At 64.2% G+C, this 21531-nt stretch carries 18 protein-coding genes; 8 read left to right on the top strand and 10 right to left on the bottom strand.

All coding sequences use genetic code 11. From position 1 onward, the window contains the following. Positions 1–55 precede the first annotated feature (55 nt). The 7 genes from AC1MHZ_RS12270 (at position 56) to AC1MHZ_RS12240 (ending at position 7214) form a co-directional block, all read left to right on the top strand. Entirely contained in the window at positions 56–1006 is a 951-nt protein-coding gene (locus AC1MHZ_RS12270) for a DMT family transporter (protein ID WP_084854731.1), read from the top strand. A 150-nt stretch (positions 1007–1156) separates the two neighbouring features. Then, positions 1157–4072 (top strand): monovalent cation/H+ antiporter subunit A, encoded by a 2916-nt coding sequence (locus AC1MHZ_RS12265; protein WP_084854730.1) that lies wholly within the window; start codon positions 1157–1159, stop codon positions 4070–4072. Beyond that, positions 4072–4416, top strand: coding sequence for a Na+/H+ antiporter subunit C (locus AC1MHZ_RS12260; RefSeq protein WP_084854729.1), 345 nt, complete (start codon positions 4072–4074; stop codon positions 4414–4416). The genes AC1MHZ_RS12265 and AC1MHZ_RS12260 overlap by 1 nt, the downstream gene beginning before the upstream one ends. Beyond that, positions 4413–6092 (top strand): monovalent cation/H+ antiporter subunit D, encoded by a 1680-nt coding sequence (locus tag AC1MHZ_RS12255; protein WP_482966402.1) that lies wholly within the window; start codon positions 4413–4415, stop codon positions 6090–6092. Before AC1MHZ_RS12260 ends, AC1MHZ_RS12255 begins: the two co-directional genes overlap by 4 nt. After that, a complete protein-coding gene (locus AC1MHZ_RS12250; RefSeq protein WP_084854727.1) occupies positions 6089–6577 on the top strand; it encodes a Na+/H+ antiporter subunit E in 489 nt (162 codons plus the stop codon). The genes AC1MHZ_RS12255 and AC1MHZ_RS12250 overlap by 4 nt, the downstream gene beginning before the upstream one ends. Beyond that, positions 6574–6852, top strand: coding sequence for a K+/H+ antiporter subunit F (locus AC1MHZ_RS12245; RefSeq protein ID WP_482966401.1), 279 nt, complete (start codon positions 6574–6576; stop codon positions 6850–6852). The genes AC1MHZ_RS12250 and AC1MHZ_RS12245 overlap by 4 nt, the downstream gene beginning before the upstream one ends. Then, positions 6849–7214: a Na+/H+ antiporter subunit G gene (locus tag AC1MHZ_RS12240; RefSeq protein WP_084854725.1), complete on the top strand. Its 366-nt coding sequence runs from the start codon at positions 6849–6851 to the stop codon at positions 7212–7214. The genes AC1MHZ_RS12245 and AC1MHZ_RS12240 overlap by 4 nt, the downstream gene beginning before the upstream one ends. A 31-nt stretch (positions 7215–7245) precedes the next feature. On the opposite strand, the gene AC1MHZ_RS12235 is transcribed toward AC1MHZ_RS12240, so the two are convergent. The 3 genes from AC1MHZ_RS12235 to AC1MHZ_RS12225 all read right to left on the bottom strand — a co-directional run bounded on the left by AC1MHZ_RS12235 (position 7246) and on the right by AC1MHZ_RS12225 (position 8769). Continuing rightward, positions 7246–7452: a hypothetical protein gene (locus tag AC1MHZ_RS12235; RefSeq protein WP_084854724.1), complete on the bottom strand. Its 207-nt coding sequence runs from the start codon at positions 7450–7452 to the stop codon at positions 7246–7248. Beyond that, positions 7449–7919: a hypothetical protein gene (locus AC1MHZ_RS12230; protein WP_084854723.1), complete on the bottom strand. Its 471-nt coding sequence runs from the start codon at positions 7917–7919 to the stop codon at positions 7449–7451. The genes AC1MHZ_RS12235 and AC1MHZ_RS12230 overlap by 4 nt, the downstream gene beginning before the upstream one ends. A gap of 445 nt (positions 7920–8364) precedes the next feature. Next, positions 8365–8769, bottom strand: a complete 405-nt coding sequence (locus AC1MHZ_RS12225) for a TraR/DksA family transcriptional regulator (protein ID WP_084854722.1) — start codon at positions 8767–8769, stop codon at positions 8365–8367. 325 nt (positions 8770–9094) lie between these two features. Between AC1MHZ_RS12225 and AC1MHZ_RS12220 the strand changes: the two genes are divergently transcribed. Continuing rightward, positions 9095–13639: a hypothetical protein gene (locus AC1MHZ_RS12220; protein WP_482966400.1), complete on the top strand. Its 4545-nt coding sequence runs from the start codon at positions 9095–9097 to the stop codon at positions 13637–13639. Between the two features lie 35 nt (positions 13640–13674). On the opposite strand, the gene AC1MHZ_RS12215 is transcribed toward AC1MHZ_RS12220, so the two are convergent. From AC1MHZ_RS12215 to AC1MHZ_RS12185, 7 genes are all read right to left on the bottom strand, one after another. Further along, positions 13675–14448 (bottom strand): enoyl-CoA hydratase, encoded by a 774-nt coding sequence (locus AC1MHZ_RS12215; RefSeq protein WP_482966399.1) that lies wholly within the window; start codon positions 14446–14448, stop codon positions 13675–13677. Between the two features lie 13 nt (positions 14449–14461). Beyond that, positions 14462–15589, bottom strand: coding sequence for an acyl-CoA dehydrogenase (locus AC1MHZ_RS12210; protein ID WP_084854719.1), 1128 nt, complete (start codon positions 15587–15589; stop codon positions 14462–14464). Positions 15590–15597: 8 nt separating this feature from the next. Continuing rightward, positions 15598–16791 (bottom strand): acetyl-CoA C-acyltransferase, encoded by a 1194-nt coding sequence (locus tag AC1MHZ_RS12205; protein WP_084854718.1) that lies wholly within the window; start codon positions 16789–16791, stop codon positions 15598–15600. Between the two features lie 12 nt (positions 16792–16803). Further along, on the bottom strand, positions 16804–17571 hold the full coding sequence (locus AC1MHZ_RS12200; RefSeq protein WP_084854717.1) for an SDR family NAD(P)-dependent oxidoreductase: 768 nt from the start codon (positions 17569–17571) through the stop codon (positions 16804–16806). Positions 17572–17583: 12 nt separating this feature from the next. Then, on the bottom strand, positions 17584–19230 hold the full coding sequence (locus tag AC1MHZ_RS12195; protein WP_482966398.1) for an AMP-binding protein: 1647 nt from the start codon (positions 19228–19230) through the stop codon (positions 17584–17586). 167 nt (positions 19231–19397) lie between these two features. Next, complete coding sequence (locus tag AC1MHZ_RS12190; protein WP_482966397.1) at positions 19398–20426, bottom strand: AraC family transcriptional regulator; 1029 nt, start codon at positions 20424–20426, stop codon at positions 19398–19400. Positions 20427–20577: 151 nt separating this feature from the next. Beyond that, entirely contained in the window at positions 20578–21441 is an 864-nt protein-coding gene (locus AC1MHZ_RS12185) for a LysR substrate-binding domain-containing protein (protein WP_324816612.1), read from the bottom strand. Positions 21442–21531: the final 90 nt, after the last annotated feature.

Genomic DNA, 21531 nt, shown 5'->3' with positions numbered 1-21531 from the left:
GTATACTGCCCACTTTGCGGCGATTGTGCGCCGCCCCTGTCGAGTAAGCAAGCCCATGAGCCAGCCCAGCCTGCCCACCCAATCCGCCGTCTCCTTGCGTCTGAGCAAGGCGGAACTGGTGCTGGTATTCATCACCATGCTCTGGGGTGGCACCTTCCTGCTGGTACACAATGTCATGACCGTCAGTGGCCCGATGTTCTTCGTCGGTCTGCGCTTTGCCGCGGCCGCCGTGTTCGTCGGCCTGGTGTCGGCCCGCTCGCTGCCGGGGCTGACTTTCACGGAGCTCAAGGCCGGCATGCTCATCGGTGTATCGATCATGCTCGGCTATGGTTTGCAGACCATGGGCCTGCAAACCATCAGCAGCAGCCAGTCGGCCTTCATCACGGCCCTCTACGTGCCCTTCGTACCACTGTTGCAATGGCTGGTACTCGGACGCCGCCCCGGCCTGATGCCAAGCCTTGGCATCTGCCTGGCGTTCGTCGGGCTGGTGCTGTTGGCCGGCCCGAACGGTGGCACCTTGCATTTCAGCGAAGGCGAGCTGGTTACCCTGGTCAGTGCCGTGGCGATCGCTGGCGAAATCATTCTCATCAGCCGCTATGCCGGCCAGGTCGATGTGCGCCGGGTCACCGTGGTGCAACTGGCGACCGCCTCGGCCCTGGCCTTCCTGATGATCGTTCCGACCCAGGAAGCCCTGCCGGGTTTCTCCTGGCTGCTGCTTTGCAGCGCCCTTGGCCTGGGGGCGATGAGCGCAGTGATCCAGGTGGCGATGAACTGGGCGCAGAAATCCGTTTCGCCCACCCGAGCCACCCTCATCTATGCCGGCGAGCCGGTCTGGGCGGGCGTCGTCGGCCGCATCGCCGGCGAGCGCCTACCGGGCGTCGCGCTGCTCGGAGGCCTGCTGATCGTGATTGCCGTCGTGGTCAGCGAACTGAAAATCCGCCGTGCCAGCCAGGCCCCGGTGGTACAGGAACGCGAAGACCATCCAGAGCGCGAACCGGGCCTGTGAAGCGCTGGTCAGCGGCTATGCTTTGAAAAAAACTGTTATAAAAAAACAGCTTGTCACGCCGCATTTAGAGGATCGTGCAGCCGCTTGCGTGTTGGTGATCACCCGTGCGGCACGTATGATCTTTGTCAAACTTCTCCAGATTAGAACGCTATGTCCTTGATAGTGCTATTGCTTCTGCCGTTCGTGGGCAGTTGCCTGGCAGCCGTGCTGCCGCACAACGCACGTAACGCAGAGTCCATTCTTGCCGGGCTCGTGGCCCTGGCTGGCACCATCCAGGTGGCGTTGATGTACCCGCAGGTCGCCCACGGCGGCGTGATTCGCGAGGAATTCCTCTGGCTGCCGAGCCTGGGCCTGAACCTGGTGCTGCGCATGGACGGCTTCGCTTGGCTGTTCTCCCTGCTGGTGCTGGGCATCGGTACCCTGGTGTCGCTGTACGCACGCTACTATATGTCTCCCCAGGACCCGGTGCCGCGCTTCTTCGCGTTCTTCCTGGCCTTCATGGGTGCCATGCTCGGGGTTGTTATCTCCGGCAACCTGATCCAGCTGGTGTTCTTCTGGGAACTGACCAGCCTGTTCTCCTTCCTGTTGATCGGCTACTGGCACCATCGCAGCGATGCCCGCCGCGGTGCCTACATGGCGTTGATGGTCACTGGCGCGGGCGGCCTGTGCATGCTGGTGGGGGTGCTGCTGCTCGGCCATGTGGTCGGCAGCTACGACCTGGACAAGGTCCTGGCTGCCGGCCAGCTGATCCGCGAGCACACGCTGTACCCGGTGCTGCTGCCGTTGATCCTGATCGGCGCGCTGAGTAAGAGCGCGCAGTTCCCCTTCCAGTTCTGGCTGCCCCACGCCATGGCAGCCCCCACTCCGGTTTCGGCCTACCTGCACTCAGCCACCATGGTCAAAGCTGGCGTATTCCTGCTGGCACGGCTGTGGCCGGTGCTCTCGGGCAGCGAAGAATGGTTCTGGATCGTCGGCGGCGCCGGTGCCTTGACCTTGCTGCTGGGCGCGTTCGCGGCAATGTTCCAGAACGACCTCAAAGGGCTGCTGGCCTATTCGACCATCAGCCACCTAGGCCTGATCACTCTGCTGCTGGGTCTGAATAGCCCGCTCGCGGCCGTGGCGGCCGTGTTCCACATTCTCAACCATGCCACCTTCAAGGCCTCGCTGTTCATGGCCGCCGGCATCATCGACCACGAAAGCGGCACCCGCGACATTCGCCGCCTGAGCGGTTTGTTCCGCCTGATCCCTTTCACCGCCACGTTGGCCATGGTGGCCAGCGCTTCGATGGCTGGCGTGCCCTTGATGAACGGTTTCCTGTCCAAGGAAATGTTCTTCGCCGAAACGGTGTTCATCTCGTCCACCGCCTGGGTCGAGACCGCATTGCCGGTGATCGCCACCCTGGCCGGCACCTTCAGCGTGGCTTATGCGCTGCGCTTCACCGTCGACGTGTTCTTCGGCCCTACCGCCCAGGACCTGCCGCACACACCCCACGAGCCGCCCCGCTGGATGCGCGCTCCCGTGGAGCTGCTGGTACTGACCTGCCTGGTGGTGGGGATCTTCCCGGCGCAATCGGTCGGCCCGCTGCTGGCTGCCGCCGCGCTGCCCGTGGTGGGCGGCACCTTGCCTGAATACAGCCTGGCCATCTGGCACGGCTGGAACGCCCCGCTGATCATGAGCCTGATCGCCATGAGCGGCGGCATCGTGCTCTACCTGCTGCTGCGTGAACAACTGCGCCGCGGCCGCTTCCCACACCCGCCGCTGATCGAGCGCTTCAACGGCAAGCGCCTGTTCGAACGCGGCCTCGTACACCTGATGCTGCTGGCCCGCCGCATCGAAAGGCTGCTGACCACCCGGCGCCTGCAGAAGCAGCTGTTCATGCTGACCCTGGCCGCGTTCATCGCCGGCCTCATGCCTATGCTCTACAGCGGCCTGAGCTGGGGCGACCGGCCAAAGATCCCGGGTTCGGGCGTGTTCGTCGCACTCTGGCTGATCGCCATCGCCTGCGCCATCGGGGCGGCCTGGCAGGCCAAGTATCACCGCTTGGCAGCCTTGATCATGGTCAGCGTATGCGGCCTGATGACCTGCATCACGTTCGTCTGGTTCTCGGCACCGGATCTGGCCCTGACCCAGCTCGCCGTCGAGGTGGTGACCACGGTGCTGATCCTGCTCGGCCTGCGCTGGCTGCCGCGACGGATCGAAGGTGTCTCGCCGCTGGCGGGCACCCAGGAGCGCGCACGCCTGCGGCGCCTGCGCGACCTGTTGCTGGCCGTGCTGGTCGGCGGCGGGATGGCCCTGCTCTCCTACGCCATGTTGACCCGGCCGACGCCCAACGACATCTCGTCGTTCTACCTGAGCCGGGCACTGCCCCAGGGCGGCGGCACCAATGTGGTCAATGTCATGCTGGTGGACTTCCGCGGCTTCGACACCTTGGGCGAGATCACCGTGCTGGTGGCCGTGTCTCTGACCGTGTTCGCCCTGCTGCGGCGCTTCCGCCCGCCGAAGGAGAGCATGCAATTGCCTGCCCAGCAGCGCCAGCTGGCACCGGACGTGGTCACCGACCTGATCAACCCGCGCCACGCCACCGACACCGCCCTTGGCTTCATGATGGTGCCTGCGGCCCTGGTGCGCCTGTTGCTGCCGATCGCCCTGCTGGTGTCGATGTACCTGTTCATGCGCGGCCATAACCAGCCTGGCGGCGGCTTCGTCGCCGGGCTGGTGATGTCGGTGGCGTTCATCCTCCAGTACATGGTCGCCGGCACCCAGTGGGTCGAGGCGCAGATGAGCCTGCGCCCGCTGCGCTGGATGGGCACAGGGCTGCTATGCGCCACCTTGACCGGTGCCGGGGCAATGGTCCTGGGCTACCCGTTCCTGACCACCCACACCGCCCACCTGCACCTGCCGGTGCTCGGTGACCTGCACGTGGCCAGCGCGCTGTTCTTCGACATCGGCGTCTACACCGTCGTGGTCGGCTCCACGCTGCTGATCCTCACCGCCCTGGCGCACCAGTCGGTGCGCGCCCATCGCCCGGGCAACCCGTCCAAATCCAGCCAAGCAGGAGCCGCCTGATGGAAGAAGTCATTGCCGTGGCCATCGGTGTTCTGGCCGCCTCCGGGGTCTGGCTGATCCTGCGTCCACGGACCTACCAGGTCATCATGGGCCTGTGCCTGTTGTCCTATGGCGTCAACCTGTTCATTTTCAGCATGGGCAGCCTGTTCATCGGCAAGGAGCCGATCATCAAGGACGGCGTGCCCCAGGACCTGCTCAACTACACCGACCCATTGCCCCAGGCCCTGGTGCTCACCGCCATCGTCATCAGCTTCGCCATGACCGCGCTGTTCCTGGTGGTGCTGCTGGCCTCGCGCGGGCTGACCGGCACCGACCACGTCGACGGCCGGGAGCGTGAGGAATGAGCGGGTTGAACCAACTGATCATCGCCCCGATCCTGCTGCCGCTGGTGACGGCAGCGTTGATGTTGCTGCTCGGCGAGAAGCGGCGCCCGCTCAAGGGCCGCCTGAACCTGTTGTCGACCCTGGCGGGCCTGGGCATCGCCCTCACCCTGCTCGGCTGGGTGCGCAGCCAGGGGCAGGCCGAATCCATCGGTGTCTACCTGCCGGGCAACTGGCCAGCGCCGTTCGGCATCGTCCTGGTCGTGGACCACCTCTGCGCGTTGATGCTGACCCTTACCGGCATCGTCGGGGTCAGTGCACTGCTGTTCGCCAGGGCTCGCTGGGATGGCGCAGGTGCCAGCTTCCACGCCCTGTTCCAGATCCAGCTCATGGGCCTGTACGGCGCCTTCCTGACCGCTGACCTGTTCAACCTGTTCGTGTTCTTCGAAGTGCTGCTGGCCGCCTCCTACGGCCTGCTGCTGCATGGTTCGGGGCGGGCGCGAGTCAAGGCGGGCCTGCACTATATCGCCATCAACCTGTTCGCCTCGTCGCTGTTCCTGATCGGCGCCGCCATGCTCTACGGCGTAACCGGCACCCTGAACATGGCTGACCTGGCGTTGAAGATCCCGCTGGTGCCGGAAGCCGATCGGGGCCTGCTGCACGCGGGCGCTGCGATCCTGGCCACGGCATTCCTGGTCAAGGCCGGCATCTGGCCGCTGAACTTCTGGCTGGTACCGGCCTATGCCTCGGCCAGCGCACCGGTGGCGGCGCTGTTCGCCATCATGACCAAGGTCGGCTTGTATACCGTGTTGCGCCTGTGGACCTTGCTGTTTTCCGGCCAGGCCGGCGCCTCGGCGCATTTCGGCGGCCAGTGGCTGGTCTATGGCGGGCTGGCGACCCTCGCGGTCGCCGCTGTGTCGATCCTCGCCGCCCAGCGCTTGGAGCGCCTGGCCGCGCTGAGCATCCTGGTATCGGCCGGCACCCTGCTGGGGGCTGTCGGCTTCGGCCAGCCGATCCTTACCGGCAGTGCCTTGTTCTACCTGGTGAGCTCGACCCTGGCCTTGTGCACACTGTTCCTGCTCGCCGAGCTGGTAGAACGCTCGCGCTCAGCCAACGAAGCGCCCCTGGACGACGAGGAAGATGCCATCCCGCCCCCTCTGGAGTCGCTACACCCGCCCAAGGGCATCAACCTCGACGACGAACAAAAGGCCGTGATCGGCCAGGTCATTCCCTGGACCATGGCCTTCCTGGGCCTGAGCTTCATCGCCTGCGCCCTGTTGATCATCGGCATGCCACCGTTGTCGGGCTTCATCGGCAAGCTGAGCCTGATCAGTGCGCTGTTCAACCCCCAGGGCCTGGGCACGCCGAACGATGAGCCCTTGTCCGCTACCGCCTGGGGCCTGGTGGCCCTGTTGATCCTCTCCGGCATGGCCTCGCTGATCGCCTTCGGGCGGGTTGGCATCCAGCGTTTCTGGAAGCCCGAGGAGCGCCCCTCGCCACTGCTGCGCCGCTATGAATGCCTGCCTATCGTCCTCTTGCTGGGCTTGTGCATCCTGCTCAGCATCCAGGCCGAACCCTTGCTGCGCTACACCCAGGACACGGCGGCCAGCCTGCAGGCACCCGATACCTATATCGAAGCCGTGATGGCGACCCGCCCGCTGCCTGGCCCAACCACCCTCGATGCGCAGGTACAGCCATGAAGCGACTGTTCCCCGCCCCGCTGCTGTCCGTGTCGCTGTTCGTTTTGTGGCTGTTGCTGAACCTGTCGGTCAGCCCAGGCAACCTGCTGCTCGCGGCGGTCCTTGCGACCCTGGCGCCGGTGCTGATGGCCCCGCTGCGCCCTCAGCACGCCCATGTGCGCCGGCCATTGGTGGTCGCCCGGCTGATCGGCCGGGTAGGCCTCGATGTCATTCATTCCAACCTGTTGGTGGCGCGCAGTGTGCTCATGGCCGGCAGACGCCCGCCACGCTCGGCCTTCGTGCATATTCCTTTGGCCCTGCGTGACGCCCATGGCCTGGCAGCGTTGTCGATGATCACCACGGTGGTACCTGGCACGGTCTGGTCGGAGCTGGCGCTGGACCGCAGCGTCCTGCTGCTGCATGTGTTCGACCTGGAGGACGAAGCAGCTTTCATCGAGCACTTCAAGCACACCTACGAACGCCCGCTGATGGAGATTTTCGAATGACTGGCCTGCTCGCCAACGCCATTCTCGCCAGCCTGTTCATCTTCGCCACTGCCATGGCCCTGGCGCTGGTCAGGCTGTTTCGCGGCCCCAGCGCCCAGGACCGGGTCCTGGCGCTGGACTACCTGTACATCCTCGGCATGTTGATCATGCTGGTACTGGGTATCCGCTACGCCAGCGATACCTACTTCGAAGGCGCCTTGCTGATCGCCCTGTTCGGCTTCGTCGGCTCGTTCGCCCTGGCCAAATTCCTGCTGCGCGGCGAGGTGATCGAATGAACGAAACCCTGGTGTTGCCATTCTGGCTGGAATTGATCACTGCACTGTTGTTGCTTGGCGGCAGCCTGTTCGCCCTGATCGGCGCCCTCGGCCTGCTGCGCCTGAAGGACTATTTCCAGCGCATGCACCCACCTGCCCTGGCTTCGACCCTCGGCGCCTGGTGTGTCTGCCTGGCTTCGATCCTGTATTTCTCGTGGATCAAGCAAGGCCCGGTGCTGCATGCCTGGCTGATTCCGGTCCTGCTGTCCATTACCGTGCCAGTGACCACGCTGCTGCTGGCCAGGGCGGCCCTGTTTCGCAAGCGCATGTCCGGCGAGCCGGTGCCTGAAGAGGTGAGCAGCGGGCGAGACCACGGCAACTGAGGCTGGCTGCCTGGGGCAAGCCAGGTATACCTCAACCCTGGGTCAGGCGTTGCAGCTCCCGCCGCACCATGGCGGCGAACTCGGGCGGGCTGAGCTGGTACAACTCACCTGCCACCCAAGCCAACCAGCCGGCCCCCAGCGCCTCACGCCTGGCCAGCAGGCGCTCGGCCTGCGCCACGGCCTGGGCCTGGTGCTGCTGATGAAAATGCGCTCTACCGGTGGGCGCCTTGTCGCTCATTCGCTGGCCTTGAAAGTGGTCAGCTCGCCCTTGCGCCATTTGGCGACCTTGCCGGTCACCGCCTTGAGCAGCTTGCCCAGGCCTTCCTGCACCTGTTGCTGGGCGGCGAACACCAGCATCACGCCATGGCCCTCGCGAAACACGATGCCTTCACCTTCCGGCACCGAGACGAAGGCGTAATCGCCGACGCCATAGACGTTCAGCTTGATATCGCGAAAGCGCAGCTCCAGCTTGCCACCCTCACGACTGGGCAATACCGCAGCGCGAAAGTGGTCGCCGACCTTCAATTCCAGGTGTTGTTTGTTATCGACCACCAAGGCGTCATCGGTGTCGATCTCGGCCATGTACAGGCCATCCGGGTTCTGTTCGGTCACATAGATGAAACGCCCTTGAAACAGCTTGGCCAACTTGGCCCGCAAATCGCCCAGGGCGAACAACGCGTGGGTATCCAGAGTACTGACTGCCAATGAAGAATTCCTCGAACCGGTTACAGGCACCCCCAACCCAATACGTGGGGACGCGATCATTTCAAGTCGATGTCTGAAAGACTAATCAAGCGATGCGCGAAACGTCTGTACAGGTAGGCGATGCGGCAGGCAGGAATTATTACTCAAGCTTGCCAGCCAAGACCTCAAGACGGCTTTTCGGCAGTATTCCCTACAGGGAACGTAATGTCTGACAACAAAATTGCAGGAAAAGATGCAACAGATAGCGCCGGCCCTCGGCAGAACGAGCCTCGATATCCATCAGCACATTACAGGGGGAGAATATGCACGAAAAGACTGAAATCCGTCGAGAGGGCCAGCGCATTTCTTGCTGTTGAAGGAGGCAAGAACAGAGAGTTGCCGCCAGGACAAAGAAACGCAAAAAGCCCCAGGGATTGCTCCGTGGGGCCTCTGGAAACCGTGGCGATCAGACCTGACGCTGGTGGCGGTCGAGCTGTTCGTGGCGCTCCTGGGCTTCGATGCAGTACTTGGTGGTCGGGCTGATCAGCAGGCGCTGCAGGCCGATCGGTTCGCCGCTGTCATCGCACCAACCGAAGCTTTCGTCAGCGATACGGCCTAGGGCCATTTCCAGCTGCGGGAGCAGACGCTGGTCACGCTCGATGGCGTTGACCAGCCAGTGGCGCTCTTCTTCCACCGAGGCCACATCGGCAGGGTCCGAAGGCGTATCCAGGCTTTCGATGGTGTTGCGGCTCAGCTCGATGCGCTCGTGGGTTTCGACTTTCATCGCCTGCAGCAGCTCAGTGAAGAATGCCAGCTGTTCAGCGTTCATGTAGTCATCGGCCGGCATGGCCAGCAACTGTTCCTTGGTCATCGATTTCTCTATGAAAATATAGGCTTTTGGGCGTTTCGGGTGTCACCCACGATCGTGCGTGGGTAACGAAATTCTTAAAAGCGCCAACCGGCTCTTTTTACAGGGGGCGGCAGTCTAAGGCGGCAGGCCGCGAGGGGCAACACCATTGATCCGTGAATTTACCGAAATCCCCCCGATTGCGCCCACCGCCACGGCAACAGTTCGTCGGTTTTGCGCTGTAACGTGCAACAGCCAGGCGAGGTGTATGCAAAGTAGTACCTGGCTACCGACCGCAGCGGCATGAAAACGCCTTTGCTAATGGACCGTTTCACAGCCGGAGCAGTCCATGAGCAACACGTCCCAACGCCCCACAAGTCCAAGCCTGGAGTGCCAGGTAGCGATTCGCTTCAATGCCCGTCCCAGCCTGCTCGACATCGCCGCCCAGGTGCTGGCCGAACAATGGCTGACACGCCGTCTGCCATCCAGCGCAGACCCTCGCAACCTGTTTCTGGTCAGCCTCGGGCCGGCGTCGGCCCCTCCTTTTATCCGCCCATTGAGCCATGTGCTCGTCGAGCGCTACTGCCTACGCCGGACGCTGAACCTGACGCCGCACGAAGACTACGTCTCCCCGGTGCAGGAACATGACCCCAAGAACGCGCTGTCGCTGGATCTGGATCCTCTGACAGTCATGATCAATGAATGCGGCCCGTTCATGCTGGAAGCGTATCAACAGGCCTTGATCAGCTTCTGGAGCGATAGCGACGACAAGGGACAGACGCCCTGGCACTGGTACAGCGATTACCTGCAGCAACAGTTCACCCAGGCCGTCCTGGACGGCAAACGTGACGCGACGCTGCTTCCCGAGGCTCTGAGCACAGCGCTATGGGTGCAAGCGCATCCTGACCCACGCACGCAAGCCAGCCTGGAACCCTTTCAGGTTCGGGTCAGCAATCTGCGCATGGATTTCGTGAGCAACTGGCAACTGGACCCGGAGCTATCCAGTGCCCTTTTGATCGAACGCAGTGACGCCCCGGCCGAACGGGGCACGACATTGCTCTACACCCCTACCGGGAAATTGGTGTCCTTCCCTTCACGCCAAACGCTGCTGAGCCATGCCGCCAAGCCCTGGCCACTGTTGCCTGGTGTCTCCGGGCCGGACGTGCACTTGGTATCCCCGACCTTGCCATACTTCCAAAACCAGGCACTTGGCGTGCTGTGCCAGCAGTTGCACGGATCGCAGCTTACCGCCTGGCAGGGGGACGATCTGGTCCGCGCAACCGATATGTCGGTCGCCCTGGACCGACTGACATCGATGTTCGGTCTGTGCAGCCCGGCCGAGGCCAGCTTGCACGAGCGCCTGGCGAGCCATCTGCCCTCTTGGCTGAAGGAAGCTTCCCCGAAAAAACTGTTGCGCTACAGCACGCAGCTGACCCAAATCGCTCAAGGCTACCATGACGCCCAGTACACCTCTTGGCTCGATGGCGTGGCCGATGCCCAGACCTTCGCCACGCAACAACTTCTGGCTCGCATCCAGAACGATCATCCCGAGGCCGACCTGGACCTCTCGGCGCTCAGGGTCGTCAACGCCCAGACGACCATCGGCGCGTTGTCTGTCCACGAAACCATCGTCACAGACAACACACCCCATATCGAAACATTCACGCTCCCCCAACTGGCGATCAGCAACCTGGGGCTGCTGCGTCCAGGCAAGATCACGCTGCAGGCCCTCGACGGCAAGCCGGTGCCGGACTGGTTCGATGAAACCTACTTGCGCAACCTCATCACCGACGCGGATGTCGCAAAACACTACCCCGCCATGTTGCGCGCCACCCTATTGGACGATCCGTCGCAGCGGTCGCGTCGCGAATCGTTGCTAAGACGGCAACTGCACACCCAGCTACCCGCCCTTGCCATGGCGCTGAACCTGCAGGGCAAACCGATAGACTTCGACGCTATAAAAAGTATCGGTGACGTGTTTGCCGAGACCCCGCAACGCAGCACGTCCTGGCAACTGCGCCAGTTCGGGCTGCTCAGAAGCCTGGATGCCAGCCCCGACCACCCGCTCAACACATGGCTGATCGAGGCACAAACCGCCACCTCGCAGCCGTGCCTGCTATACCGTCCGTTGCACAGCGAACCCTTGCTGGCTTTCGACGACAGGCAGGCACTGCTTGATGCGATCGCCGCCCCCGGTGCACTGCAAGACGATCTGCTCGATCGCTTGCCTGAACAGGACCGCAAGGTCTATGCCCATGGCGGCTTCCTCGAACCCCACCTGTTCCACCCCCTGGAAGACGACTGGGCCGTCCCGTTCGGCGCTCCCGCACCGGTCACCCTGGCGCAGGAACCTGCATTGGCCGATCCTGCCCACGCCGTCTACCAAGGGTGCATCGATGAAACCATCAGCCAGTTCCAAGCCCATGCCCAGACCAGCGCCCAAGCCCGATGGGAACGATGGAAATCCCTGGGCTGGCTGCTCCTCAATACTGTACTGCCCTTCACAGCCGAGCCATTGGCCGCGCCGATCTGGACAATCCAACTGGAAACTGCCTTCCTCGAACTGGTGGGCGAACACCAACAGCGGAGTGCAGGCGAACGGATCGCCGCTCTCGTGGAGTTTCTCGTCAACCTGGCATTGCTCCTGCTCAACCATGCCTTCAAGCGCATCGAGGCGCTGCGCCAAGCCGCTTCGCGACGGTCTCGTACCGACCCTGCTACAGCCTTGCTACCGGCCCTGCCCACACTGACCGTGTCGTCACGCGAGCAGGTCCTGGATTTTTCCTGGGCAAACCCCAAGCGCACGCTCGACCCCGTACAGCGAAAAAACCTGGAAGCACTCTGCGCGGATACCCCCCTGGCCCGGTTGGGCAAGCCCATCCCCAACGGCCTCCTAAAGGACCTGTATTTCTATAAAGACAGAAGCTGGGTTGCCCTCGACGACAAGGTCTACCAGGTCGAATTCGATGCCAATCAACAGTGTCCGCGCATCGTCGACAGCAAAGACGAACTCGTCAAAGGCCCTTGGCTGCGACGCGACGAGGCCGGTCGCTGGCAGCTGGACTTGGGCCTGCGCCTGCGCGCGGGCATGCCGCTGCATCGCCGGGTCGAGCAGCTGCGCAACGCCAACCAGCAAGAGCTGGCAGCGCTGCAGACCCAGATCCAGCAGGACGTGACCCACCAGAAGACCCAGCGCGAATACCTCGACAAGGCGGCAGGGCTGGCCCACCGCAAGGCACCTGAGCGCATCCTGCGCAACTATCTGGCGAAGCTCGAGGGCTTCACCACGTTCTGGCAAGAGCACTTGCAACGCATCAATCAATTCAATGCGCTCAAGCCGCTGCACGAATACAAGGTCAAGCGCGCCTATGCCCTGTCCCAGCAATTGCATTACGCAAAGAAGATCGATGAAACCCTGTCCTGGCTGCATGCGCCCATCCGGGAACAGATCGATGAAATGATCAAGCTGCAGCACGGGGGTTACGAGCTGACCGAGGCGGACAAGCGCAGCCTGGGGCAGCGCATCGATACGTTGCTGCCGCTGCTGGACAAGTTGCTGGACAACAGCCAGAGCCTGGTCGATGGCATGGAGCAACTTCAGCGGCTTGCCAGCCGTTCTCAACCGAAGATCATCGAATACCGCAACGCAGCCTCGATCGGTTGGGAGCTGGTCAAATCACCGCTGACGTGGCGCTGGTCGCGTATCGAGGCTTGCGTCAACCGCTTGTCGCTGCTCGAAACGCTCGACGACGACAGCGAGTATTGGCTGCAACGCTGTAGCGAAAGCCTTGACCTGGCATTTGCCCAGCGCCAGCAACTGTTGGCCCTTGAGCAGCACAATGACGATGTGGTCAGTCGGTTGGCCATCAGCATCGACGGTCATTTCAAGACAGCACGTCGCCGGTTGGGCAACCTCAAGGCCCACTTGAACCTGGACACAGCCCAGCAGCCCCTGACCCAACTGTTCGAAGACATCGACAGCGCGGCCAAGGAACTGCAACCCACGCTCGACGAATACGCCGCAACGCTCCCCAGCAACACGGTCACCCAACTGCGCAAGCAGGTGCCAGGCCTGATCGAAACCCAGGAAGGCGATGTACTGCTGGGCAATGTCCGCCCTGACGACGACACCATCGTCGATATCCCGACTGCGCCACACAATGCCAGTTCACTCAGCTACAAACTGGAAAACGATTGTTGGGTGGAGCTTGCGGCGCAGGCACCTGCCAAACCCTCTGCCGTGCGCAAACTCAAACATCTGCTCAAGGACAGCCAAGCGCGCCTGCAGACCGCGCGCAAAGAACTGCAACGCCTGGAAGGCGGCACCTTCAGCCAATACCTGCCCATCGAGATCGAAGAATTGCTGCACCATCAGCGCGACCGCCTGCGTACCTTGCGCGAGGCGATCGAGCAGCACCTGACGACGGACAACCAGACGGACGAGGTCAGTGGCAACCGCGATGCCGCAGGAACGATCAAGGAACTGGAGGACCTGGACGCTCAACTGACCCGCAAGGCGATCGAGCTGCGCACCAAAGCGGCGCTGGAACAAAAACCGCGAATGGCCGAGCTGCGCTTTCTCATCGATCAGGGCATTGTGACCGTCCGCGTGGAGAGCCCGCGCAAACGGCTCGCCCGGGTCAAGGGCAGGCCTGCGGACTACCTGGATGACTATGGGATCTACCAGGGCGAATCATTGCTTTGGGTCGCGCATTTTCACTACCGCACGCTCGAGGCCGACAAACGTGCCTTCGTCGCCGGCCACCTCAAGCCGGCAGCGCAGCGGTACGCCCAAGGCGCGCAAGCCGACCGGTCGGACACCGGGCAGGTCGAAGAGGTCTACCGCAGCCCGATTTCCCTGGCCGATGCGCAGCAGTACTTCTTCAACGTCTGAAACGACCGGGGCGCCTTCAGGCGCCCCGACTGTTCTCACCGATCCTTGAACTGCGCCTCGCGCTTGGCGATGAAGGCAGCCATGCCCTCTTTCTGATCCTCCGTGGCGAAGGCTGCGTGGAACACCCGACGCTCGAAGCGCACGCCCTCGCTCAGGGTGATTTCGAAGGCGCGGTTGACGCTTTCCTTGACCATCATGCTCACCGGGATGGATTTGCTGGCGATGGTCGCGGCGGCCTTCAAGGCCTCCTCGAGCAGCTCGGCTTGTGGCACCACGCGGGCCACCAACCCGGCGCGCTCGGCCTCTTCGGCGCCCATCAGGCGCCCGGTCAGACACAGCTCCATGGCCTTGGCCTTGCCCACCGCGCGGGTCAGGCGCTGGGTACCGCCCATGCCCGGCAACACGCCCAGGTTGATCTCCGGCTGGCCGAACTTGGCGTTATCGGCGGCCAGGATGAAGTCGCACATCATCGCCAGTTCGCAACCACCGCCCAGGGCGAAGCCGGACACCGCGGCGATGATTGGCTTGCGGCGGTTGGCGATGCGGTCGGCGTCGCTGAACAGGTCCTCTACGTAGATCTGTGGGTACTTGAGCTCGGCCATTTCCTTGATGTCGGCACCTGCGGCAAAGGCCTTGGCGGAGCCGGTGAGCACCACGCAGCCGATGTTCGGGTCTCGCTCGAGCTGGTCCAGGGCCTGGTTGATCTCGCCGACGATCTGCGCGTTCAAGGCGTTGAGCGCCTGCGGGCGGTTGAGGGTGATCAGGCCGACCTTGCCGTGGATGTCCAACAGGATGGTTTCGAATGCCATGCAGACTGCTCCTTCAAAGATTGCGCGCAATGACCATGCGCTGAATGTCGCTGGTGCCTTCGTAGATCTGGCAAACCCGAACGTCGCGGTAGATCCGCTCCAGCGGGAAGTCACTCAGATAGCCATATCCGCCGAGCGTCTGCAAGGCGTCCGAACAGACCTTTTCGGCCATTTCCGAGGCGAAAAGCTTCGCCATGGACGCCTCCACCAGCGCCGGGCGGCCAGCATCGCGCAGGGCCGCAGCATGCAGCACCATCTGCCGGGCCACGGCGATACGCGTGGCCATATCGGCCAGGCGGAAGGCCACTGCCTGGTGCTCGATCAGGGGCTTGCCGAAGCTCTGCCGCTCGTTGGCATAGTCGCGTGCCACCTCGAACGCCGCGCGGGCCATGCCCACCGACTGGGCGGCGATGCCGATACGCCCGCCTTCCAGGTTGGCCAGGGCGATCTTGTAGCCTTCGCCCTCCTCACCCAGGCGGTTCGCCACCGGTACACGCACGTTGTCGAACACGATCTGGCAGGTGTCGGAGGCATGCTGGCCCAGCTTGTCCTCGACCCGCGCCACCTGGTAACCCGGTGAGTCGGTGGGCACGATGAAAGCACTGATGCCACGCTTGCCGGCTTCAGGGTCGGTCACGGCAAAGACGATCACCACCCCGGCGTTCTGCCCGGAGGTGATGAACTGCTTGCTGCCGCTGAGCACATAGTGGTCGCCATCGCGGCGCGCCCGGGTCTTCAGGCTGCTGGCGTCGGAGCCGGCCTGAGGCTCGGTCAGGGCGAACGCCCCGAGCATCTGGCCGCTGGCCAGCGGCGTGAGGAACTGCGCCTTCTGCTGCTCGTTGCCAAAGCGCAGGATCGGCACGCAGCCCACCGAGTTGTGCACGCTCATGATGGTCGAGCAGGCACCATCGCCGGCGGCGATTTCTTCCAGGGCCATGGCATAGGCCACGTAGCCCGTGTCGCTGCCCCCCCACTGCTCTGGCACCAGCATGCCGAACAGGCCCAGGTCAGCCATCTCGACGATGGCCTCGCGGGGGAAGCGGTGTTCCTTGTCCCATTGCTCGGCAAAGGGCTTCAGGCGCTCTTGCGCGAATGAGCGGACGGCGTCGGCGATCTGTTGTTGCTCGTCAGTTACCAGCATGGCTCACCTCAGTACAGGCATTCGACGGCCATGGCCGTGGCCTCGCCACCGCCGATGCAGATGGCCGCCACGCCACGGCGTAGGTTGTTCTGGCGCAGGGCCGACAGCAGGGTCACCAGGATCCGTGCGCCGGACGCGCCGATCGGGTGGCCCAGGGCGCAGGCGCCGCCATGGATGTTGACCTTCTCATGGGGCAGGTCCAGGTGCTTCATGGCCGCCAGGGTGACCACCGCGAAGGCTTCGTTGATCTCGAACAGGTCAACCTCGGCCAGGTTCCAGCCGGTGCGTTTGAGCAGCTTGTCGATGGCGCCGATCGGCGCGGTGGGGAACAGCGACGGCGTATCGGCGAAGGCCGCATGGCCGTGGATCACCGCCAAGGGCTTGAGGCCACGCTTTTCGGCTTCGCTGCGGCGCATCAGCACCAACGCAGCGGCACCGTCGGAGATGGAACTGGAGTTGGCGGCGGTCACCGTACCGCCTTCGCGGAACGCCGGACGCAGTTGCGCGATCTTGTCCAGGCGCGCCTTGGGCGGCTGTTCGTCGTCACGGACGACGCGCGTTTGCTTGCCCTCGGTGACCTCCACAGGCACGATCTCGGCGGCGAAGCGGCCGTTCTTGATAGCGTCCTGGGCGCGGGTCAGCGAGGCGATGGCGAACTGGTCCTGGGCCTCGCGGCTGAACCCATTGGCCTGGGCGCAGTCTTCGGCGAAGGTGCCCATCAGGCGCCCCTTGTCGTAGGCATCTTCCAGGCCATCCATGAACATATGGTCGATAATCTTGCCGTGGCCCATGCGGTAGCCGCCGCGGGCCTTGTCCAGCAGGTACGGGGCATTGGTCATGCTTTCCATGCCACCGGCCACCACCACCTCTGCGCTGCCGGCCAGCAGCAGGTCATGGGCCATGATCGCCGCCTGCATGCCCGAGCCGCACATTTTGTTCAAGGTGGTGCAGGTGGTGTGCTTGTCCAGGCCTGCACCCAGGGCGGCCTGGCGGGCCGGCGCCTGGCCGAGCCCAGCCGGCAGCACGCAGCCGAACAGCACCTGCTCGACGCTGTCGCTGGCGATACCGGCGCGCTCGACCGCTGCACGAATGGCGGCAGCGCCCAGCTGCGGTGCGGTCAGGCTCTTGAGGTCGCCCTGCAGGCCACCCATGGGCGTGCGCACGGCGCTGACGATGACGATCGGGTCGTTGGCGAGAGTCATGTGCGGTTCTCCTTACTTGGCAGCCATGCGCAGGGCACCGTCGAGGCGGATCACCTCGCCGTTGAGCATGCTGTTCTCGATGATATGGCGCGCCAGGGCTGCGTATTCCTGCGGGCGCCCCAGGCGCGGCGGGAATGGCACGCCGGCGGCCAGCGAATCGCGGACCTCCTGGGTCATACCGGCCATCATGGGCGTTTCGAAGATGCCCGGGGCGATGGTCATGACGCGGATACCGAAACGCGCCAGTTCACGGGCTACCGGCAAGGTCAGGCTGGCGATGGCGCCCTTGGAGGCAGCATAGGCAGCCTGGCCAATCTGGCCGTCGTAGGCAGCGATGGAGGCGGTGTTGATGATCACGCCACGCTCGCCGCCTTCGTCCGCCTGCCCCTCGGCTATGGCCGCGGCGGCCAGGCGCAGCAGGTTGAAGCTGCCGACCAGGTTGACGTTGATGACCTTGGCGAAACTGGCCAGCCCATGGGGGCCTTGTTTGCCCAGGACCTTCTCGGCGCCGACGATGCCGGCGCAGTTGACCAGCCCGTGCAGGCTGCCGAAGGCGCTGACGGCGGCCTGCACCGCCGCCTGGGCGGCCTGCTCGTCGCTGATGTCGGCCACGGCGAAGCGGGCCTGCTCGCCCAGCTCGCGGGCCTTGGCCGCGACCGCCTCGGCATTGAGGTCGACCAGCATGACCTTGGCGCCGGCTTCGACCAGCATCTGCGCGGTGGCAGCACCGAGCCCGGAGGCGGCGCCGCTGACGATGAAGTGTTTGTTGGCTATGTGCATGGTGTCGTTCCTTCAGGCGCTGGCGCGGGCGGCCAGCGCGGCTTGTTGTAGAGCGATTTCCTGGTTGCGCAGGATGAAGCGTTGCAGCTTGCCGCTCGGGGTCTTGGGCAGCTCGCTGACGAATTCGATTTCCCGGGGGTAGGCATGGGCATAGAGGCGCTGGCGGACATGCTGGCGCAAGGTTTCTTGCAATTCGGCGCTGCCTTCGACGCCCTTGGCCAGCACCACGAATGCCTTGATCAGCTCGGTACGCTCGGGGTCGGGCTTGCCGATCACGGCGGCCTCGACCACAGCTGGGTGTTCGATCAGCGCGCTTTCCACATCGAACGGCCCGACCCGGTAGCCGGATGTGGTGATCACATCGTCGCTGCGCCCGACGAAGCTGATGCTGCCGTCGATATTGAGCTCGACGGTGTCGCCGCTCAGGTAGTACTTGCCGACGAAGGCCTTGGTCGGCAGGCCGTGGTAGCCACCGAACCAGCACAATGGCGATTGCTCGCGGTCGACCGCCAGGATCCCCGGTTGCCCGGCCGGCAGTTCATTGCCTTGCTCATCCAGTACCACGATGCGGTGGCCGGGAATGGCGAAACCCGCCGAGCCGGGATGCACCGGGTGCGCCAGGGCGTGGTGATTGCACAGCACCATGCCCAGCTCGGTCTGGCCGTAGTGGTCGTGAATGGTCACGTCCAGCTCGTCGGCGAACCAGCGGATCACCTCCGGGTTGAGCGGCTCGCCGGCGCTGCTGACCACTCGCAGGCGGCCTTTGATCGGCGCCGAGAACTCGCTGCCGGCAGCGATCAGCAGGCGATAGGCCGTGGGCGACCCGGCCAGGTTGCTGATGTCGTGTTTGTCGATCATCCGCGCGCAGCTCTCGACGCTGAACGGGCCATCGTAGAACGTAGTGGCGTGGCCCAGGGACAACGGGCCGGTGACCGCGTAGTACAGGCCATAGGCCCAGCCGGGGTCGGCCAGGTTCCAGAAGTTGTCTTCCGGGCGCAGGTCGATGGCATCGCGCATGTAGCCCTGGAACGCGACAATGGCCCGCAGCGGCACCTCCAGCGGCTTGGCGGGGCCTGTGGTGCCTGAGGTGAACATCAGCAGGAACGGGTCGTCGCCTGTGCGCAGCACCGGCTCGCAGTCAGCGTTGGCAGTGTCGACAGCGGTGTGGAAATCCAGCTCACCGGCCGTTGCACCGACGGTGATGATCGTCGGGCAGCCCTGCACCTCGTCCAGCTTGGGGCGGTTGTGGCGATCCGTGACCACCACCCGGGCATGGGATTGCTCAAGACGGTGCTCGATCGCCTTGGGGCCGAACGCCGTGAACAGTGGCTGGTAGACCGCGCCCAGGCGCCAGGTGGCGAGGATGGTCACCAGCAATTCAGGGGTACGAGGCATCAGGCCGGCGACCCGGTCTCCCGCTGCCACACCCTGGCCCTTGAGGACATTGGCCAAGCGCGCCGCCAGGGCCTGCAGTTGCTCGAAACTGTAGCGCGCGCTGTTGCCGTCGCGATCTTCCCAGACCAACGCCGTTCGGTCGCCACCGACATGGCGGTCGCAACATTCGACACAGGCGTTCATGGCCTCGAGGCTGCCTTGCAGCGCCTGCTGGACAGCCCGGCTGTAATCGAACGAACGGGCGGCTTGAGCGTAGTCACGCATCGTCAGACTCCTGCTTGTTTTTATTGGAGTGCACTGGTTGCCTGACGATGTTCGCGCCGACCACCCAGGCCGGCAATGGCCAAACCTGTCAATCGCGATGACCGGTTTGGCCGCAGGGCCAGCGCTGACGTCGTATGTGTGGAAGCCGGCTTGCCGGCGATGACACGCTAAGGCAATGGCTTGACGTCACAGGCGCCGATCAGCTCGCGATAATGCCCAGGGTTGCAACCGAACCACTTGCGAAACGCTTTGTAGAACGAACTGCTGTCGGCAAAGCCCAGGCGCTCGGCAATGGTACCCAAGGCCACCTCGCAATCGGCCAGCCATGCGATTGCCAGCTGACGCCGCACGCTGTCCTTGAGCCCCTGGTAGGTCTGGCCTTCATCGGCCAGGCGGCGACGCAGGGTCGAGACGGACAGGCACAGCTGGCGCGCGAGCGCTTCGGCATCGGGCCAGGCGGCTGGATCCAGCGCCAGCAGGTCGTGGCGGATACGCCGGGCCAAACTGGCCGGGTCGCGGTACTTGACCAGGATATTGCCCGGCGCCTCGGCCAGGAACCGTTGCAGTTCCTCAGGCGTGCGGCGCAAGGGTACATCCAGGCAATCGGCGGCGAAGATCATGCGTGTGCGTGGCCGGTCGAACTGCAGGTTTTCCGAAAACATCACCCGGTAGTCATCGCAGAACGGCGGCTCGGCGCAACGCAGGTCGATGGCCAGGATCGGAATGCGCCGCCCGGCCAGCCAACAGGCCACGCCATGGACGATCATCCAGAAAGTGAAGTAGGTAAAGGCGCGCCGGGGTTCGTCACGGGGCTCGTAGATGACGATCTCGGCCAGGCTCTGCTGACGCACCAGGCTCGGTTGCAGGTCTTCGAGCATCAGCGAGAGGAAACTCACCACGGTGTCCAGCGCCGCGCCCAGGGTTGGCTGCGCCATGCTCGCCCGACACAGGAAGGCCAGGCTCCCAGTGCGCAGGCCGCGCGGGTCCATGGCGAAGAACTCGTCGTTGCAACGCCGGGCCAACAGGCGCCAGAGCCGGGCGTAGGCCTCGGCGGTGACTCGGGCATCGGGCTGCTCGAGCTCGGCGGCGTCGATGCCGGCGCGGGCCAGCAAGGGCGCATCGGGGTGGCCGGCCGGGCAGGTCTGTAGCAGTGCCTCGCGCACCAGTTGCATGGAGATGGTGTCTTTGTCGCTCATTGGCCGTCCAGCGCCTGTGTTTATTCAGCCCCGATCTTACCAGTGCGGGCCCTATCGCGGGACGAGCCCGCTGCCACAGGTATGGGCTGTCCTTAACGGCAGCGGTGCACCTGTGGGAGCGGGCTCGTCCCGCGATAGGGCCCGCACAGGCTCACAAGCTCGCCGCCAATCCCAGGAACGCCTGGATCAACCGCAGCTCACGACGCCGCTCCAGGCAGCCGATCATGTGCCGGTTGACCAACCCGTCCCCCGCCAGCGGCCGCGCCACCACCCGTGGGTCATGGGCCACCTCCATCGACGACACGATACCGATCCCCAGCTCCGCCGCCACCGCCTCGGTGACCGCCTCGCGGCTGTCCAGCTCCAGCAGCACCCGAGGCTGCACCTTGGCTTCGCCGCAGGCCTGGTCGAAGGTACGCCGGGTGATCGAACTGGGCTCGCGCAACACCATGATCTGCCGGTCCAGCTCCGCCAGGGGCAGGTCCCCCTCGCCGATCGCCCACGGGTGGCCCTCTGGCAACAATGCACAGATACGCGACTCGCCCAGGCTTTGCAGATACAGGCCTTTACGCGGTTCGACCTCGGTCAGCACCGCCACGTCGGCATGCTCGGACACCAGCGCCGCCAGGGTTTCCTGGGCGTTGCCCAGGCGCAGGTTGACGGTGATACCCGGGTAGCGCGCCCTCAACATGCCCAGCATCGGCATCACCCGGTGGGGCCCGTCCGCCGCCACTTCCAGGCGCCCGGTCAGCAACTGCCGGTTGGCTTCGAGCATGGCCTGGGCTTCCTCGGCCAGGCTGAACATCGCCCGGGTGATGGCCGCCAGGCGCGTGCCCTCCTCGGTCAGTTCCACCCGCCGTGCGGTGCGTCGCAACAAGGTGATCTGGTAGTGCTCTTCAAGGGCCTTCACATGCCCGGTCACCGCCGGCTGGCTGATGAACAGGCGCTCTGCAGCACGGGTGAAGCTGCCTTCACGGGCCACCGCATCGAAGGCACGCAGCTGGAACAGGTTCATATCTATCGGCCTGACTTATGGCTGGCATAACAACAAACAATTTGATTGATGGAGCGGCAAATTGCAACTTAGGCCCCGTAGTTTCAGCCC

Source organism: Pseudomonas sp. FA-1 (genome assembly GCF_056856075.1).
This window is presented reverse-complemented; position numbering and strand designations above follow the sequence as displayed.